General features: G+C 33.7%; 14 protein-coding genes. 13 read left to right on the forward strand and 1 reads right to left on the reverse strand.

Going from position 1 to position 17,471, the window contains the following annotated elements; translation table 11 throughout:
• Positions 1-830: 830 nt before the first annotated feature.
• Genes ACW6OJ_RS03645 through ACW6OJ_RS03675 form a run of 7 tightly spaced genes read left to right on the forward strand, consistent with a single transcriptional unit; the run spans position 831 to position 11,227 of the window.
• Positions 831-2,534, forward strand: a complete 1,704-nt coding sequence (locus ACW6OJ_RS03645; RefSeq protein WP_455105100.1) for a radical SAM protein — start codon at positions 831-833, stop codon at positions 2,532-2,534.
• Positions 2,535-2,558: 24 nt separating this feature from the next.
• Positions 2,559-4,787: a YcaO-like family protein gene (locus ACW6OJ_RS03650; RefSeq protein WP_456095795.1), complete on the forward strand. Its 2,229-nt coding sequence runs from the start codon at positions 2,559-2,561 to the stop codon at positions 4,785-4,787.
• 36 nt (positions 4,788-4,823) lie between these two features.
• Positions 4,824-5,804, forward strand: a complete 981-nt coding sequence (locus ACW6OJ_RS03655) for an ABC transporter substrate-binding protein (protein ID WP_455105098.1) — start codon at positions 4,824-4,826, stop codon at positions 5,802-5,804.
• 58 nt (positions 5,805-5,862) lie between these two features.
• On the forward strand, positions 5,863-6,891 hold the full coding sequence (locus ACW6OJ_RS03660; RefSeq protein WP_455105097.1) for a FecCD family ABC transporter permease: 1,029 nt from the start codon (positions 5,863-5,865) through the stop codon (positions 6,889-6,891).
• On the forward strand, positions 6,891-7,664 hold the full coding sequence (locus ACW6OJ_RS03665; protein ID WP_455105096.1) for an ABC transporter ATP-binding protein: 774 nt from the start codon (positions 6,891-6,893) through the stop codon (positions 7,662-7,664). The genes ACW6OJ_RS03660 and ACW6OJ_RS03665 overlap by 1 nt, the downstream gene beginning before the upstream one ends.
• Before the next feature lie 17 nt (positions 7,665-7,681).
• On the forward strand, positions 7,682-9,475 hold the full coding sequence (locus ACW6OJ_RS03670) for an ABC transporter ATP-binding protein/permease (RefSeq protein WP_455105095.1): 1,794 nt from the start codon (positions 7,682-7,684) through the stop codon (positions 9,473-9,475).
• A 3-nt stretch (positions 9,476-9,478) separates the two neighbouring features.
• On the forward strand, positions 9,479-11,227 hold the full coding sequence (locus tag ACW6OJ_RS03675) for an ABC transporter ATP-binding protein (protein ID WP_455105094.1): 1,749 nt from the start codon (positions 9,479-9,481) through the stop codon (positions 11,225-11,227).
• 70 nt (positions 11,228-11,297) lie between these two features.
• On the opposite strand, the gene dcd is transcribed toward ACW6OJ_RS03675, so the two are convergent.
• Positions 11,298-11,819, reverse strand: coding sequence for a dCTP deaminase (gene dcd, locus ACW6OJ_RS03680; RefSeq protein WP_293429300.1), 522 nt, complete (start codon positions 11,817-11,819; stop codon positions 11,298-11,300).
• 151 nt (positions 11,820-11,970) lie between these two features.
• On the opposite strand from dcd, the gene bioB reads away from it, so the two are divergent.
• From bioB to ACW6OJ_RS03710, 6 genes are all read left to right on the forward strand, one after another.
• On the forward strand, positions 11,971-12,933 hold the full coding sequence (gene bioB, locus ACW6OJ_RS03685; RefSeq protein ID WP_456095796.1) for a biotin synthase BioB: 963 nt from the start codon (positions 11,971-11,973) through the stop codon (positions 12,931-12,933).
• A 130-nt stretch (positions 12,934-13,063) separates the two neighbouring features.
• Positions 13,064-13,996 carry a hydroxymethylbilane synthase gene (hemC, locus tag ACW6OJ_RS03690; protein ID WP_455105092.1) on the forward strand — a complete coding sequence of 311 codons (933 nt, stop codon included), beginning with the start codon at positions 13,064-13,066 and terminating at the stop codon, positions 13,994-13,996.
• 33 nt (positions 13,997-14,029) lie between these two features.
• A complete protein-coding gene (cobA, locus tag ACW6OJ_RS03695) occupies positions 14,030-15,553 on the forward strand; it encodes a uroporphyrinogen-III C-methyltransferase (protein ID WP_455105091.1) in 1,524 nt (507 codons plus the stop codon).
• 70 nt (positions 15,554-15,623) lie between these two features.
• On the forward strand, positions 15,624-16,592 hold the full coding sequence (gene hemB, locus ACW6OJ_RS03700) for a porphobilinogen synthase (RefSeq protein ID WP_455105090.1): 969 nt from the start codon (positions 15,624-15,626) through the stop codon (positions 16,590-16,592).
• A gap of 189 nt (positions 16,593-16,781) precedes the next feature.
• Complete coding sequence (locus ACW6OJ_RS03705; RefSeq protein ID WP_455105089.1) at positions 16,782-17,258, forward strand: precorrin-2 dehydrogenase/sirohydrochlorin ferrochelatase family protein; 477 nt, start codon at positions 16,782-16,784, stop codon at positions 17,256-17,258.
• A partial coding sequence (locus ACW6OJ_RS03710; RefSeq protein WP_456095797.1) for a UvrD-helicase domain-containing protein occupies positions 17,258-17,471 on the forward strand: 214 nt, incomplete at its 3' end. The genes ACW6OJ_RS03705 and ACW6OJ_RS03710, both read left to right, overlap by 1 nt.

Below are 17,471 nucleotides of genomic sequence, written 5' to 3' on the forward strand. Positions count from 1 at the left end.
ATTATACCACGAAAACATTGAAATCTCAATGTTTTCTTGGTATGGATATCATAAAGATGCATTTGTATTGTACTAGAAACTAGAAAAGTCCACACTTTTACATGTGGACTTTGTCTACAGTCTGAGGAATGTGGATTTTAACACATTCCTTTTTTAAGTGTTACAAAAATTTAACACATTATGTAAAGTTTAAATTTTTTCATGATTGAAGCTTTGTGAAATGTTGCAATTGGATATGTATACTAAATAGATATTTATCGTATGAAAATATTGTTAGTAGGAATACGAAAATAATAATTAATACTATTTACAAAATGATATTGATGTGTTACAATTGAGTTAGTTGTAGACAACTAAGTGTTTATTTGTATCAACACTAAATATATGTAAGGTGCTTTCAGTTTAGAGTATATCTTTAGTAAATTACTTGAAATTTTAATTATTGCATGAGGGGAGGTAACTTGTATGAAGATAAATATAGTTAATGAAAACGTTAAAGATCAGACTGTAAGAGCTCATCATCATAGCCTTTCTGTTACAGAAGACTAGAACAAAGATTAAATATTTGTTAGTATCTTTACTATTAATAGTGTCTTAGAAATAACCACAACAAAAATGATGCCAATGTCAATTAATTGGCATTGGCATTAATTTTTATCCATTTATAAAACAAGTCATATTTAAAAATAAATATCAAATATTTAAATATATTAAATATAATACTTTAAAATTCGCGTATGCATCAAATTATAAACAACTATGATATAGAGATAAACTTATAGAGAGTATTATTTATTTGACTTGTTTGTTTAATAAAAAGAGAGGTGAAAATGGACATTACTAGAGATATAAAAATAAAAATATTATCTACACCTTTTACTTCTTTTATATTACCTTCATTAGAAATTTCATCGTTAGTTGGTTATTTAAAACAGGAAGGGTTTGATGTAGAAGCATGTTATCCAGCCTATTTATATGCATATTTCATTGATTGGGATAACTACAAATATATTAGAGATAGTGAATATGGACAAAAAATATTCTCTTCATTACTATTTGAATATGAATTGAATCTAATTGATGAAGCTGATGATATTAACTTAATTTTAAAACTGAGAGCTAAGACAGAAGAATTTGTTTTAGAGTATGTTCGTAGTCTTTCTATAGATAAAGAATCTATTATTATATTTCATATGTATAATAAACAATTACTTTCGACATTATACTTCGCAAAAAAGGTAAAAGAAATTATAGGATGTAAAATTTTTCTTACAGGTTTTCATTGTGAATATAAACTGGGTGATAATTTAAAAGATATATTCCCTTTTATAGATGAAACTATCGGTATAAATATAGAAGAAAATATTATCTCAAAATTAAAGGATGAGGAAGTTAGGCTTAGTAAGGATTTGGACTTTCTGCCAACTCCGGACTATACGGATTTCTATAAATTATATGAAAAACTGAAAGACAAAATACCTGCTTTTAAAAAAAATAATGTAGGCTATCAAATAGAGTATTACCGAGGTTGTAAGTGGAATAAGTGTTCGTTTTGTACCTTAAATTGTCATGCTAGTATTTTTAGAAAACGTAATGTTGATCTTATATTGAAAGATTATGAAACAATTGCTGATAGATATAAAACTACGTTAATATACCCAGAACATTTTGTGATGGGAGACGAATGGAAGGAATGGTTGTCAAAAATCTCTAAGTTTCATAAGAACTCTAGCAATACAATAAATCTAAATTTCAAAGTTAAAGACTTACTTTGTGAGGATAGTTTTAAAATCCTTAAAGATGCAAATGCCAATATACTAATTGGCACTGAATCTTTTTCTGAAAAGTATCTGATTGGACTAAATAAGGGACAGCGAGTAATAGAAAATATACAAGTATTGAAACTTGCAAAAAGATGGAATGTACCATGTTTCCACAATTTAATGTTCGGCTTGCCATATGAAAATGAAGAAATGTACATAGAGAACGAAATTAATATTGAATTTATTTACCATTTGCAACCACCATTTGAAATTGAAAAATTTAGATTAACGTATGGATCAGAAATATATAAAAACACAAATAAATATAACATAAGTGAAATTTATATGAAGAACGAGAATGTAGTAATGTTCCCAGGTGACATTAGAGAAAAATATATACCATTTTTCTATGATTTTAATGTAAAAAATGATTCTATGATAGATGAAAAACGTTGGGTGGAGTTAATAGAAAGATGGAAAAATAGCTATTATAATAATGAATACAATTCAACTCCTGTAGTGGAACCGAATTTGATAAAAAGTAGTATAGGTAGTATATATCAAATTATAGATAGAAGATATGAAACTCAGATTGTATATAATATGTCTGAATTTGAGTGGAAACTATATTTATTTTTAGACAAAATCCGAACTATAAATGAAGTAAAATCTGCATTTAGGTTTGATGGTATTGAAAGTGTAATTAACGATCTCCATAAGAAAAAATTGATTTTTATTGAAGATGACTTAATTGTGGCTTTAGCAATATAGAAAAAAGTTATTATAGGAGGTTACATGAAAAGAATAAATGTTATAAATAATTTATCAATTATAAATATAGAAGAAAACAAGTCCTTAGTTAGTACCAACGATGAGTTTAAAGTTATATCTTGTGATACGAATATATTATCTGAGTTTTTGTCGTTTTCAAACGGAAAAACGATGGATGAAGTCATAAATTATTTTTCAGACCGTTTTAATGAATCTGATGTTAATAATTTTGCAAATGAATTAGCAAAAGAGAATATTATTACATATCAACAAGAAAATGAAAATAAACATTACTTTAATAAAGTGGCAGTTTTGTATAAGGGAAGTTTATATAATGAATTGAAAAAAGAGTTGTATAGTAGTTTGAAAATTTACATGGAGTTAGAGGTTGGTAAAGACAATATTAGTAATATAGATGTAGATGTTATTATAGCTATATTAGATGATATATCTTATGGAGAAATATTGGATTTAAATAAAAACTTATACATTAGTAAAAAACCATATATGTTTGTCTACTATAATGGTGAAGGTATTGTTTGCGGACCCTTTGTGATACCTGGTAAAACGGCGTGTTTCGAGTGCCTTTTAACACATAGAATAAAGAAATTAGAAGGTAATGGAAATGAAAAGATAGGACTTGATAACTTTAGAAGACTTACTATATCTAATGAATTAGCTCCAAAAGCATTTAGTGAGTTATTTTATTCTAATATAGTAAGGATAATACAAGTAGAGTTAAATAAGGTAAAATGTGAAAATGAAAACTTCGATTTTATAAATTCTGATCGAGTGTATAAGGATAACTTATTGGATTTTCAATTTGAAAGAACTTTTACTCCAATCAGTAGTTGTGAATGTTGTCATGCACATAATGAAAACTATCAACAGTATAAAAATATTGATATAAATAATATGTTGACGAATAGTATTTTCAATGGCAGTAAAATATGTTATTCAGTTGGTGGATCGAGGAGTATTTCTGCTGAGGAAACCAAAAAAATTGTTGATTCGGCATTAGAAAAAAGTGGCTTAAGGATTGATATAAGGCTGGCTGACAATAATCCTTTTAAAGGAATAATACCAGTTTATGATTCTTATCTAGAAAAAACACATGTTAATAAAACATCCTATTTATTGTATTCACAACTATCTCATGGAAAGGGAATTAACAAACAACAGGCATATTTTTCGGCCTCATTTGAGATATTCGAAAGAATAAGTGCAAGATACTTTGGAGAGAAGGAAATAATTTCAGCTAAATATACAGATGTAAAGGATAAAGCTATAGATTTAAGGTCAATTACTAGAAATATAAAGAATAAAAATACTGACTTTGATTTATTTTCAGAAGATATGGATATAGATTGGGTTATTGCAAATTCACTATCTAAAGAAAAACCGATATTGATTCCTGCTTCAATGACATTTTTGACGTCTACCTACTTCAAAGGTAATTTTATGCCAGCATCTTCAACAGGCTTAGCTGCTGGAGGAACATTGAAGGATGCAATACTTCAAGGTATTTATGAGATTTTAGAACATGATGCTTGGATGATAGGACAAGCTAATATGATAAAATTACCCTTAGTGGATATAGCTACATCAAAAAATGAAAATTTAAAAGAAAAAATAGCTAGAATAGAAAAACTTGGCTACAAGGTTGTGGTCAGAGATTATAGTAATGACATCGGCATACCAGTATTTAGAGCATGGATTGTTTCTGGAAATGATTATACTGCATATGCTTTTAATGGATTCGGGGCATCATATGACCCAGAAATTGCACTAGAAAGGGCCATAACTGAAGCTGTACAATCTGCAAATAAAAAACCTATGGTAAAGACAAAAAAATTTAAAAAGCCAAGTGCAGGATATATAATGGACGATCCAAACTCCATTTACAACTTGGGATACTTTATAAAAAAAGATATAGAAATCACCTCTAATGAAAAAATAATTTCATTAGATAAATATAAGAAGTATATCTTTAATTGCGTGGATGATATACTAGAGAATACTATGCGAAAATTGAAAGAAATAGATCCAAATTCAGATATCATATATTATGATATGACCAGGGAATCAATAGGTGTGCCAGTAGTAAGGGTATTAATAACTGGCCCAATACAAATGCTAGCTTCACCATTAACAATCGTAAGCCCTAGGACTTATTCATTCCAGAAAAATATGGGCTATTCAAACGATAAACCGAAATATGAAGATTTTTACATGGGAATTTATCCTCATTAAAAATACAATTTATTAATATGAAAGAAGGAGTAAACTATGATTAAAAAAATTTCTTTATTTATGCTATCAGCATGTATTTCAGTTGCTTTATTTGGTTGTTCTGGAAAAGATAAAGCCAAAAACAATTCTGAAACAGCAAGCAAGCAGGTTGTAATAGAAAATTTTGGTGTTACAACTGAATATGATAAGGCACCTGAAAAAGTGGTTCCACTTAGTTATGATGCAGCACAGACTTTAGTAGCATTAGGACTTGAAGACAAGATTGTTGGAGTGGCCACTGCAGAAGGTAGCTATAAGGATTGTCTTCCTGAGTATCAGGATAAGCTATCCAAGCTAAAGGTTATTGTGAAAGGTACACCTAACTTTGAAACCTTATTATCAAAAAATCCTGATTTTGTATATGCAACTGTTTATACTTTTGGTAAGCATGGCGTAGCACCCGTTGAGGATTTTCAAAAAGAAAATATTAAATTCTATTGTATAAATGGTACATTTTCAAAAAAGCCAGCCATTAAGGATATATATAAAGATATAGAAGATCTCGGTAAAATTTTCAGGAAAGAAAGTCAAGCAGAAAAACTTATAGATTCATTGAAACAGCGTGAAAAGGCATTGAAGGATAAGACTAAGGCAACACCTATTAAAGTCATGGCTTATGATGGTGGCGAAAAGATGGCTATGACTAGTGGTCAAGGAATCGAAAACGAAATAATAAGCTTAGCTGGTGGAAACAATATTTTTTCTGATTTGAAGAATTCTTTCGAAGAAGTAAGTTGGGAAGATGTTGCAAAAAGAAATCCTGATATTATCTTAGTTCATAGTTATGATCAAGGTGATACATCAGGAACAGTTGAGGAAAAAATTAATAGTCTAAAGAAAAATCCTGCCTTAAAAAATGTGACTGCAATTAAAAATAATAACTTTGTTGTTGTGAAACTGGTAGAGGTTTTTCCTGGTTTACAAGTATTTGATGCCGCTGATAGATTAAATGAAAAAATTGTGGAATTAACAAAATAAAGATATAGGATACCAGATTTTTTTATTTGGTATCCTATTATTTTGATAAGGGTGAGCTATGAAAAAATATAAGTTGATTTGTATAATAATATTCCTATTGATTCTGTTGTCAATTGTTTTAGCAACCTTTATAGGTTCAGCAGATATAAAGTTTGCTCAAGTTATAGACATTTATAAGTTCAAATTACATTTTTTAAATACAGATTTAGATGATATGGGATTATATAGCATAATTTGGAATATTAGACTTCCAAGAGCAATTGTTGCAGTTTTAGTTGGAGGTGGACTAGCACTAACAGGGTGCATAATGCAGGCACTAACGGGAAATGTAATGGCAGAACCGTATACTTTGGGAATACAATCAGGCGCAGGGATGTTTGCTGCGTTCTCGATAGCTTTTTTTTCTCAAATCCCAATATTAGGCATTCTGGGAACAAATATACTAGCATTTATAGGTGCGATGGTCTCAATGATATTTGTATATATAATATCATCACGAGATAGGGCTAAGTCTAATTCCAACCTGATATTAATTGGTATTTCTATATCAATGCTCTGTAACGCTATCATACAGCTAATTATAGCTTTTGCACCAGACAACGCGAAAATAAGAAGCATTGTTTTTTGGACAATGGGTGGACTAGGTGGTGCACATTGGGAGGATATATCTCTATTATTTATTGTATCGATTATAGGCTTTATCATAACATATGCACTAGCAGAAGAATTAAATATAATTTCAATGGGAGAAGAGACAGCGATAATTTTAGGTGTTCAACTACACAAACTAAATAAGATTTTATTAGTTTGTGTATCTGTGATGGTTGGAGCTATCGTATCAATAAGTGGTAGTATAGGGTTTGTAGGCTTGATAACACCTCATATTGTAAGAAAAATTGTTGGTTCAGACCATAAAAAATTAATACCGGTAGCAACATTAACCGGAGCACTATTTTTAGTTTGGACAGATATTGTTTCTAGGGTTATAGTTGCTCCAAAAGAATTGCCTATAGGAGTGATAACATCGTTGATTGGAGTTCCTTTTTTCTTATTTATAATTAAAAAAAGGAGCCGAGGAGTGAAATAATGAGTATATTAGAAATCGAAAATCTAACTTATAAAATAGATGATAGTCTTATAAGTGACGGTATAAATATTAAATTTGAGGAAAATACTTTCACAGGAATAATAGGTCCAAATGGGAGCGGTAAAAGTACACTGCTTAAACAAATTTATAGGGTACTAAAACCAACAAAAGGCAAGATTTTTTTTGATGGAATAGACATTGAAGATATTAGTTCTAAAAAAATGGCAAGGCAAATGGCCGTATTGCCACAGGAGAATCAAAGTGATTTTGATTATACGGTACGAGAGATTATTTTAATGGGAAGATTTCCTTATCATAGTTTTTTTATGGGGGACCATGACTTTGATGTAGATATTAATTTAATGAAGAAGTACCTTGATATTGTTGGGCTAAGAGAACAAGAGAATCAATATTTTAAGACTCTTTCAGGTGGAGAGAAGCAAAGAGTACTACTAGCAAGAGCATTGGTTCAGGAAGCTGAATTATTAATTTTAGATGAAGTAACCAATCATCTAGATATTGGATATCAATATAAGGTCTTAGAAATATTAAAAGATCTGAATATGACTATTATATCGGCGATTCACGACCTAAATTTGGCGATGAAGTTTTGTGACCAGGTGGTGATTATTGATAAAGGCAGAATTATAGTGACAGGCAACCCGAAAGATATAATAACAAGAGAAAATTTGAAAGAGATATTTAAAATAGATGCACAAATAATTAAAAAAGATAATTCACATATCATAGATTATAGATACTCATATTACTAAGCATTGGAGGTGAGTATATGTTTTTAAATAGAGCACTTATAAAGTTTGCTCAAGGATCTGAGAAAAAAATAATACAGGCAGTATTATTTCAACTACTGATTACCTTAATTTTATCTGCAATAGCTATATGTATGAGTATGTTGATAAAAAAACTAATTGCAAAGGAACATATCTTTAGAGTTGAAATAGTAATTTTTGCATTGATTATTACGTCACTATATGTATTATTGAAATTTCTGAGCAAAGTTAATTTAAGAATAGTAACAAATGCAGGAATAAGCATAAAAGACAATGTTAGAACGAAGATTATGCAGCAATTATTTTTGTTAGGACCAGCATTTTCTAGCTCAATGAGAACTGGATTTTTGACCTCTACTTTTACGACTAGGGTAGAATGGCTTATGAACTATTACACAAAATATATGCCTGTCGTTTTAAGTGCGATAATTAATGCTATTATTTTTATAGTATTTTTAGTATATATTGATATATATACAGGTTTTGTAGCCTTTGCATCTGTTTTAATTATGTTGTTTATACCTATGTGTTTTTTTAATTTAATGAAAGAAAAAGGAAAAGAAGAATGGAGCAATCATGCAAAATATTATAGCGACAGTTTGGATGGTATACAAGGCATGATAACCTTAAAGGCATTTAATGCAGATAAAAAGTATGTTAGGGATATAGAAAAATGTGGAGAGGATTATCGCAAGGCTATTATGGATCACCTACGTGTAACTATTATTGAGGGAACCTTTCTAGAATTTTTTGTTAGAGTGGGGACCGCAATTACTTTAGCAATTTTAGGGTGGAGAGCCAGTTATGGTTATGTAGATAAAGGCTGGTTGATTGTTGCATTATTTTCAGTTGGAGCAATATTTTCTCCAATGATATCTCTTATTAGTGCATGGCATCTAGGTTTTCAAGGAGTTTCCGGTTCATATTCAATAGATGAATTTATTCGAATGAAAAGTGAAAGCATAAATTTCAATCAAATTATACCAAAAAAAATAATGCTGCGTGATGACCTAACAAAATATATGGATAAGGGAGATGGAGAAAAAAAATCAGGTTTAATAAAGGGCGATGTGAACCTAGTATTTAATGGAGTGTATTTTAAATACCCTAATGGTGAAAAAAATGCAGTGAAGGACATCTGCTTTGAGCTGAAAAGAGGAAAAATAATAGCATTTGTAGGAAATTCAGGGAGTGGTAAATCTACAATTGCTAGTTTATTAGCTGGTTTTTATCGACCTCATAAAGGTGAAATAATATTAAATGGGAATAAGTTAAATAATGATACAGTAGGGCTATTCCAAAATAATATTTCGGCAGTTTGGCAGGATAATCATTTATTTTCAGGAACTATATATGAAAATATAAAGATGGGTAATTGGAACGCTAGTAAGGATGAGGTAGTAAACGCTTCTAAAAACGCAATGATACATGATCTTATTATGACACTTCCGAATAGGTATGATACAAAAGTGGATGAATTAAGTAGCAAGTTTTCAATGGGTGAGCGTCAAAGAATAGCAATTGCTAGAGCAATTTTGAAAAATAGTCCTTTAATTATTTTTGATGAAGCAACATCATCTCTTGATAGAAAAAATGAAATTTATATACAAAAAATGATGGTTGGCTTAAAAGAAAATAAAGGAATTTTTATTATTGCTCATAGGTTGGCTACTATTCTTATGGCAGATGAAATATGTGTAATGAAAGATGGCATTATTGTAGAAAGAGGAAGCCATCAAGATTTATTGCAATCATCAAGTATGTATAATAATTTAGTTGGGGGTATGTTATAAGGTATGAAAAGAATAAAATACATTTTATTGTTGTCAAAATACATTAAGAACTACTGGACTACATTATTGATAAGCATTGTAATTCATGGTATTTATAAGATTATGCCAATTGCATTAGGATTTGAGACATCATATATTGTGTCAAAAGCATTTAATGGAAGCCTGAACAATCCAGACTTACATTTTTATGGTGTAACATTTATGGTTATTGCAACTGCAATTTTGAATTATCTCGATATATATATTTCTCATGATGTTGCCTATCGTATATTGACTCAATTAAGGACCCTATCATATGAAAAGTTGATGTATATTGCACCTGCAGGTCTTGAGGGTGAGAAAAGTGGTAATATAATGTCTATTATTTTAGAGGATGTTGAAATTTTGGAGTGGTTTTATGCACATTCAATTATACAAGTATTTGTTTCAATAATTTTACCGCTTATATCTTTGATAATCATGGCAAAATTTTCAATTTATTTGTCTATAACAATATTATTATTTATTATATTACTTATGTTTGAACCTTACTTATTGAGAAAAAAATCTGATACCCAGGGATATGAATTGCAAAAAAAATTGGGAGACCTAAATGCTTGTATAATCGATGGTATACAAGGGATTAAGGAAATACTAATCTTCCAATGGCAAAAAATATATTTTGTAAGAATGTATAAGGCAAATGATGACTATAATATTGCCTATTATGAATACTCGAAGCGTTCTGTTCGTGAGGTATCTACATTTAGCTTGATTATAGGGATATCGTCTGTAGTATCAGCAATAATGATAGTGTATTTTGCCCAGGTTGGAAAGTATTCATACGAGATGATATTACCCTTAATATCCTTATCGACTATGATATATTCGCCTCTTCGCGAGACCTTGGCTATGAGTAGCAATTATGGCAGAATTTTTGCTGCTGCAAAAAGAGTTTTTGATTTTATGCAGTTAGATGCTACTGTTTCTGATGAAGGTAATATTACATATGATGATGTGATTAAAGAAGATAAAGGTGAGGTTTCCTTTAATTCTGTATACTTTAGCTATGTGGACAAAGATACAGGTGAAAAAAATAGTGTATTGAAAGGTATATCTTTTGTAATAGAAAAGAACCAAACGACAGTTTTAGTTGGGAGTTCTGGTTCTGGGAAATCTACTTGCAGTAAGCTTTTGCAAAGATTTTGGGATGTCGACAACGGGAGTATATTAATAAATGGTATAGATATCAAGAAAATTCGTTTAGAAGATTTGAAAAAGCTTATTTCGGTTGTGCCCCAAGAGGTATATATATTTAATAAAAGTATCAGAGAAAATTTACAGATGGCTAATGAAAATGCTAGTATAGAAGACATTGAATTAGCATTAGAAAATGCAAATTTGAAGGATTTTGTATATAAATTGGATGAGGGGTTAGATACAATTGCTGGAGAAAGGGGGGCAAAACTCTCAGGGGGAGAACGTCAGAGACTATCAATTGCGCAGGCCTTTATAAAAAATTCACCAATTTTAATTTTAGATGAAATAACTGCAAACCTCGACTATAATAATGAAGAAATAATAAATAATTCTTTGAATAAACTAAAGAAAGATAAGATTACACTTATGATTGCTCATAGAGTGTCTACTATAAAAAATGCAGATAAAATAATATTCATAGAAGATGGTATTTGTGTGGGAAGTGGCAAATATGAAGATCTAATTAATGAAAATGAAAAATTCAGAGAGCTTATTGGTGAAAAATCTAGATAAAGAAAAGGCACTTAAATAAATGGGAAATTTGTTTAAGTGCTTTTATATTATCTTAATTATAGGGACTTCCTTATTCAAAGTCCTTGTACATAAGTGATGGCTGGATACCCGTATTATTCTGGTACTTGCCACTCTTGTATAGGTCATATTCGCCATGTATATCATGGTAGTAAATCTGACAAATTTGTGTATTTGGATATATCTTTATAGGCTGGACACAGAAAATCTCAAGAGTCCAGTAACCAGCAAAGCCGATATCACCGAAGCCTGCAGTAACGTGGATAAATAGGCCCAGTCTACCTGTTGAAGACCTTCCCTCTAGCATAGGTACAAATTTTTCAGTCTTAGTAAATTCATTTGTCCTGCCTAGGTAAAGCTTGTTTGGTTCAAGAACCAGACCCTCTTCTGGTATTTTGATTAGCCTAGTTTCATTTGGTATCTTCATATCCAAAAGATCATTTTCATATACCAAAAGCTCATCACTAAGGGTAAGATTATAGCTATTTGGGTTTACCCTAGACTTGTCGAAGGGCTCTATTATTATATCTTTAGATTCTATATTTTTTAATATTTCCTTACCAGATAAAATCATTGCTATCTCCTTTCAAAAAAAGAATACTACCTGTATTTTAGCACAAAAAGTAATATAAATAAATCATTTAAATAAAAGTATCCTATATTTTTCGCTTATTGAGCCTGATTGTAGTATAATTAATTCATGAGAAATTTTTGGAGGTTATATTATGGATATTAAAGCACTTTATGATAGGGTCATAGGTGGATACCTAATAACGAGAGAAGAGGCCCTATTTCTATATAAAGAGGACTTGGAAGACCTGACTAGGTATGCGGATATGATTAGAGACCACTTTTGTGGCAACCAGTTCGATATGTGTACGATTATAAATGGCAAGAGCGGACTCTGTTCAGAAAACTGTAAGTTTTGCGCCCAGTCAAGCCACTATAATACAGGCTCTAAGGTTTATTCACTTTTGTCTGAGGAAGAGATTCTTGCAGATGCCAAGAAGAATGCCGACCAGGGTGTCATGAGGTATTCAATAGTAACTGCTGGCAGGAGCCTGTCTGACGAGGAGGTAGATAGGATGTGCCAGATAATTAGGAGAATCAAGGAAGAGGTTCATATTTCTGTATGTGTATCCTTTGGACTTTTGAAGAAGGACCAGTTTAGGAGACTCAAAGAGGCTGGTGCAGAGAGGGTCCACAACAACCTAGAGGCATCAGAAAACTTCTTTCCATCTGTCTGTACAAGTCATAGCTTCTCGGACAAGGTCCAGGCCATAAGGGCAGCCCAGGCTGCAGGCTTGGATGTCTGTAGTGGTGGAATAATGGGTCTAGGTGAGAGTATAGAGGACCGTATTGACATGGCTCTTAGCCTAAGAGACCTAGGAATTGAGAGTATACCTGTCAATATGCTAAATCCGATACCTGGAACACCTATGGAAAAGTATGAAAGCCTTGATGAAAAAGAAATGCAGAGGATAATTGCTGTTTATAGGTTTATCCTACCTAAGGCCTTTATAAGGCTAGCAGGCGGTAGGGGCCTAATGCGTGACAAGGGCAAGGCCTGCTTTATGTCTGGTGCCAATGCAGCCATATCAGGAGATATGTTGACTACTGCGGGAATTACTGTCGACAAGGACAAGAAGCTTTTAGAGGAATTAGATTACAGGATAAAACCTTTATAGTTATAGAGTAAAGGGTCCAGATATGGTATACTAAAAGGTAATTGATGTATAATTGATAAAAAACTTAAATAATTGATAAGAAGCTTAAATGATTGTAAAAAAACAAGAAGTGTATGTTTGGAGGTAGTAGATGAAGTTGATTGTGGGTACTAGGGGAAGTGCCTTGGCTCTTGCACAGACCGACAGTATAATCAATCTAGTTTTAGAAAAATTTCCAGACCTGGAGATAGAAAAGAAGATTATAAAGACAAAGGGTGACAAGATTCTTGATAAGTCCTTGGACAAGATTGGTGATAAGGGCTTGTTTGTAAGTGAAATAGAGAGGGAGCTCCTGGATGGGACTATAGATTTTGCAGTGCATAGCCTGAAGGATATGCCTACAAAAATGAGTCCTGGATTGAAGCTGGCACAGACTCCCCCAAGGCAAGACCCTAGGGATGTACTAGTGATAAATCCTAAGCACCAGGTCAGGCATGAAGACCTAGGGAAATGGTTGAGGTCTAGCCAGGGCCTAAAAATTGGTACTGGTAGCAAGCGTAGGACTAGTCAGCTGAAGAAAATAAACGAATCAATTCAGGAAGTAATGATAAGGGGCAATATTGGGACTAGACTAGAAAAGCTAGTCAGTCAAGACCTAGATGCGATTGTCTTGGCTACTGCGGGTATAAACCGACTTGGACTTGAAGACCTAAAGCTATATCATTTTTCCTATGATGAGATGATACCAGCCTGTGGTCAGGGTGCTCTTGCTATAGAGGTCAGGTCAAATGATGAAAATATGGACAGGATATTTGACTTTCTGGCTGATGAAATAGCCTGTATGGAGATAGAGGCTGAAAGGACCTTTTTGGAGGTCATAAATGGAGGTTGTCATGTACCTGTAGGGGCAATTGTTAGGAAGAGTAATGACAGTTGGATCTTGATGGGCATGTATGGCAAGGAGGATTGTTCTTCTATTGTGTATGGTCAGATGAGTTTTGAGCCAAGTCTTGAGGATGCCAAAAGGGCTGGTAGGGACCTGGCAATGGACCTGGTAAAAAGCTTGGAGAACCAAGAAAGATAAGATATTAGATGTGTTGATATAAGGAAGGAAATTATGAATAAGGGAAAAGTGTACCTAGTTGGGGCAGGTCCTGGTGACTACGGTCTGATAACTCTGAAGGGTTTAGACTGTATAGCAAAGGCAGACATAATTATATACGATAGACTGGTAAACAGAGACCTATTGAAAAATGCCAAGCCTGGCTGTGAATTTATATATGTTGGCAAGAAGTCCAGTAACCATATAATGGCCCAGGATAAGATCAATGAGACTATTGCTGAAAATGCAGCATGTGGTAAAATTGTTGTAAGGCTAAAGGGGGGAGACCCCTTTGTATTTGGCAGGGGTGGCGAAGAAGCCGAGGTCCTTTATGACCAGGGCATAGATTTTGAAATAGTGCCAGGTGTAACTTCTTCTATAGGAGGCTTGGCCTATGCAGGTATACCTGTAACCCACAGGGATTTTGCGTCATCATTTCACGTTGTGACTGGCCATGCCAAAAAGGATGATAGCTTAGACATCAATTGGGATTCCCTAGCCAGAGAAAAGGGAACAGTTGTATTCTTGATGGGTATCGGTAATATCAAGCATATTACTGAAATGTTGGTAACTCATGGTAGGGACCCAAAGACGCCAGTTGCCTTTGTGTCTAATGCTACCAATTACAGGCAGAGGACTGTCAAGACTAGTCTTGAAGATGCATATGACTGTGTCCGGAGGGAAGGAATCAAGGCTCCTAGCCTATTTGTAGTAGGTGGAGTGGTAGGCCTGTCTGACAAGCTTGGCTTTTATGAGAGAAAACCCCTATTTGGCAAGACTATAATGGTGACTAGGACTAGGAAGAAAAATAGTGATTTAAGGCAGAAGATAGATGAATTAGGTGGTAAGACCTTTGAACTACCAACTATAGATATAAAGGACAAGGAAAATGTGGGCAGGATCCTACTTGAAAGGTTGAAAAGAAAGACGTATAGTCATATAGCCTTTACTAGTCACAATAGCGTGGATATATTCTTTAAAAGCCTGATTAAGGAGGGTTATGATTTTAGAAGTCTAGCAGGCTTTAGGATAGCCAGTGTTGGTAGTGCAACTAGCAGGGCCATTCGTAAGTATGGCTTCATAGCTGATATAGAGAGTAGCCAGTCTACAGGTCAGGACCTAGCAAAGTTAATCCTTAAGGATATAAGAGAGGGTGGTTTTGATAGTCCATCAGTCCTATTTCCATGCTCTGAGATAGCTAGCAGGGTGATGGAAGAGGTTATGGAATCAGGCCAGGTTGACCTTGATAGGGTAGACCTTTATACGAATACTGTAAATATGGATATCAAGGATGAGCTATTGGATATTTTGAAGAAGGAAGATATAGATTATATCACCTTTACTAGCTCATCCACAGTCAAGTACCTGGTTGAGATACTTGGTGAAGACAAGGACCTGATAAAAGATATAAGGAAGGTTTCCATTGGCAGTGTAACTAGCCAGACTATAAGGGACCTTGGCTTTGACGTTGATATAGAAGCAGACCAGGCCAGTATAGATTCTATGCTTTTAGCCATCCTAGAGGACGTTAATAAGTAGTCTTGTGCTTTAGCATATGCGCCCTCAGTAGGGATGATTTTTATTAAGTGAAAAATATAAGGAGAAATAGATGATAAAGAGACCGAGACGTTTAAGAGTAAGTGGTATAATGAGAGACTTGGTAAGGGAAACTAGGCTTGATATGAAGACCCTAGTATACCCCATATTCATTGTCGAGGGACAAGGGATTAAGAATGAAATAAAGTCTATGCCAGGTGTATATCATTTTTCAATAGATATGCTTGAGGATGAAATTGAAGATATTTTAAGGCATGGTATACAGAATATCATGGTATTTGGTGTAACACACGACAAGGATGCCTGTGCGAGCTCTGGCTTTGCAGAGGATGGTATAGTCCAGAGGGCTGTAAGGAAGATAAAGTTCTTTGAAAAGAGTCTAAATGTAATTACAGACGTTTGTATGTGTGAATATACTGACCATGGTCACTGTGGAATCTTGGATGAAAGCGGCTATGTAGACAATGACAAGAGCCTAGCAGTACTAGCCAGGATAGCCTTAAGTCATGCCCAGGCAGGGGCAGATATGGTGGCCCCATCTGATATGATGGACGGTAGGGTAGGAGCTATTAGGAGGATACTTGATGAACATGGTTTTGTGAATGTAGGAATTATGGCCTATAGCGCAAAGTTTGCATCAAACTTCTACGGACCATTTAGGGATGCTGCTGATTCAGCGCCAGCCTTTGGTGATAGGAAGACCTACCAGATGGATCCAGCCAACTTTAGGGAGGCCATGATGGAATGTGCCTATGATATAGAAGAAGGGGCAGATATGGTAATGGTTAAGCCGGCCCTATCCTATTTGGATGTAATCAAGGGGGCTAGAGAGAGATTTGATGTACCTATTGTAGCCTACAATGTAAGTGGCGAATATTCTATGATAAAATTTGCCATCAGCCAGGGCCTTCTAAATGAAGAGGCCATGTACGAGGCCGTAATGTCTATAAAGAGGGCAGGTGCAGATATTATTATCACATATTTTGCCAAGGACCTAGCAAAGTATATTGGTAGATACTAAGTTCAAAATATAAATTAAAACGACCGCTAAGGAGTTAAAATTCCTATGTGGTCGTTATTTTAATGGAGAGGTATATAGCTTGTAAATAATTATTTTTTCTTCTAATAAATGACCTCTTAATAGTATTGGTATTTGTTGGAGTTTTTGTATATAATATATATGAGAAAGTATGTGTAAGAGGAGGTAGCTATGTTTTTTCCAGTAATGGTAGATTTATCAGCCTTGGAGGTCTTGGTTGTGGGCGGTGGAAGAATTGCCTATAGGAAGGTTAAGAAACTCCTAGATTTTGGTGGCAGGGTCAAGGTAATTGCCCCTGAATTTTGTCAAGACCTTTATTCTCTGGCCAAGTACTTGGATGATGAAGAAAGGCTGATAATGATAAGTAGGCCCTTTGAAGTGACTGACCTTGAAGGTCAAGACCTGGTCTACCTTGCTACTGATGATAAGGACCTCAATGCTAGAATAGGTGGTATGTGTAGGTCTAAAAATATATTGGTAAATAGGCTGGATGACCATAGGGATTCAAGCTTTATAAATATGGCAACAAGGATAAAAGAATACAGGGGCCAAGATGTCTTGCTGGCAGTGTCTTGCTTTGGTGAAAATCCAAGCCTGACAAGGGACCTATGTGAGAAGCTAGATGAAGAATTTTTGGAGGATAGATAATGAATATAGACGATTTAAATCCCGCCCAAAGACAGGCGGTTGAGAGGACTGAGGGGCCGGTTTTAATTTTGGCTGGTGCCGGTTCAGGTAAGACTAAGGTGCTGACGACGAGGATTGCCTACCTAGTGGAGGACAAGCAGGTTTTGCCGGCCAATATCCTGGCTATAACCTTTACCAATAAGGCAGCCAATGAGATGAGGGAGAGGGTTGAAA

The organism is Peptostreptococcus sp., from assembly GCF_977045075.1.

Excerpts from the sequence above, each read along its gene's own strand:
- ACW6OJ_RS03655 (WP_455105098.1), top strand. The coding sequence starts at position 4,824 with ATGATTAAAAAAATTTCTTTATTTATGCTATCAGCATGTATTTCAGTT.
- ACW6OJ_RS03645 (WP_455105100.1), top strand. The coding sequence starts at position 831 with ATGGACATTACTAGAGATATAAAAATAAAAATATTATCTACACCTTTT.
- ACW6OJ_RS03705 (WP_455105089.1), top strand. The coding sequence starts at position 16,782 with ATGTTTTTTCCAGTAATGGTAGATTTATCAGCCTTGGAGGTCTTGGTT.
- ACW6OJ_RS03670 (WP_455105095.1), top strand. The coding sequence starts at position 7,682 with ATGTTTTTAAATAGAGCACTTATAAAGTTTGCTCAAGGATCTGAGAAA.
- cobA (WP_455105091.1), top strand. The coding sequence starts at position 14,030 with ATGAATAAGGGAAAAGTGTACCTAGTTGGGGCAGGTCCTGGTGACTAC.
- ACW6OJ_RS03650 (WP_456095795.1), top strand. The coding sequence starts at position 2,559 with ATGAAAAGAATAAATGTTATAAATAATTTATCAATTATAAATATAGAA.
- hemB (WP_455105090.1), top strand. The coding sequence starts at position 15,624 with ATGATAAAGAGACCGAGACGTTTAAGAGTAAGTGGTATAATGAGAGAC.
- dcd (WP_293429300.1), bottom strand. The coding sequence starts at position 11,819 with ATGATTTTATCTGGTAAGGAAATATTAAAAAATATAGAATCTAAAGAT.
- ACW6OJ_RS03675 (WP_455105094.1), top strand. The coding sequence starts at position 9,479 with ATGAAAAGAATAAAATACATTTTATTGTTGTCAAAATACATTAAGAAC.
- ACW6OJ_RS03660 (WP_455105097.1), top strand. The coding sequence starts at position 5,863 with ATGAAAAAATATAAGTTGATTTGTATAATAATATTCCTATTGATTCTG.
- hemC (WP_455105092.1), top strand. The coding sequence starts at position 13,064 with ATGAAGTTGATTGTGGGTACTAGGGGAAGTGCCTTGGCTCTTGCACAG.
- bioB (WP_456095796.1), top strand. The coding sequence starts at position 11,971 with ATGGATATTAAAGCACTTTATGATAGGGTCATAGGTGGATACCTAATA.
- ACW6OJ_RS03665 (WP_455105096.1), top strand. The coding sequence starts at position 6,891 with ATGAGTATATTAGAAATCGAAAATCTAACTTATAAAATAGATGATAGT.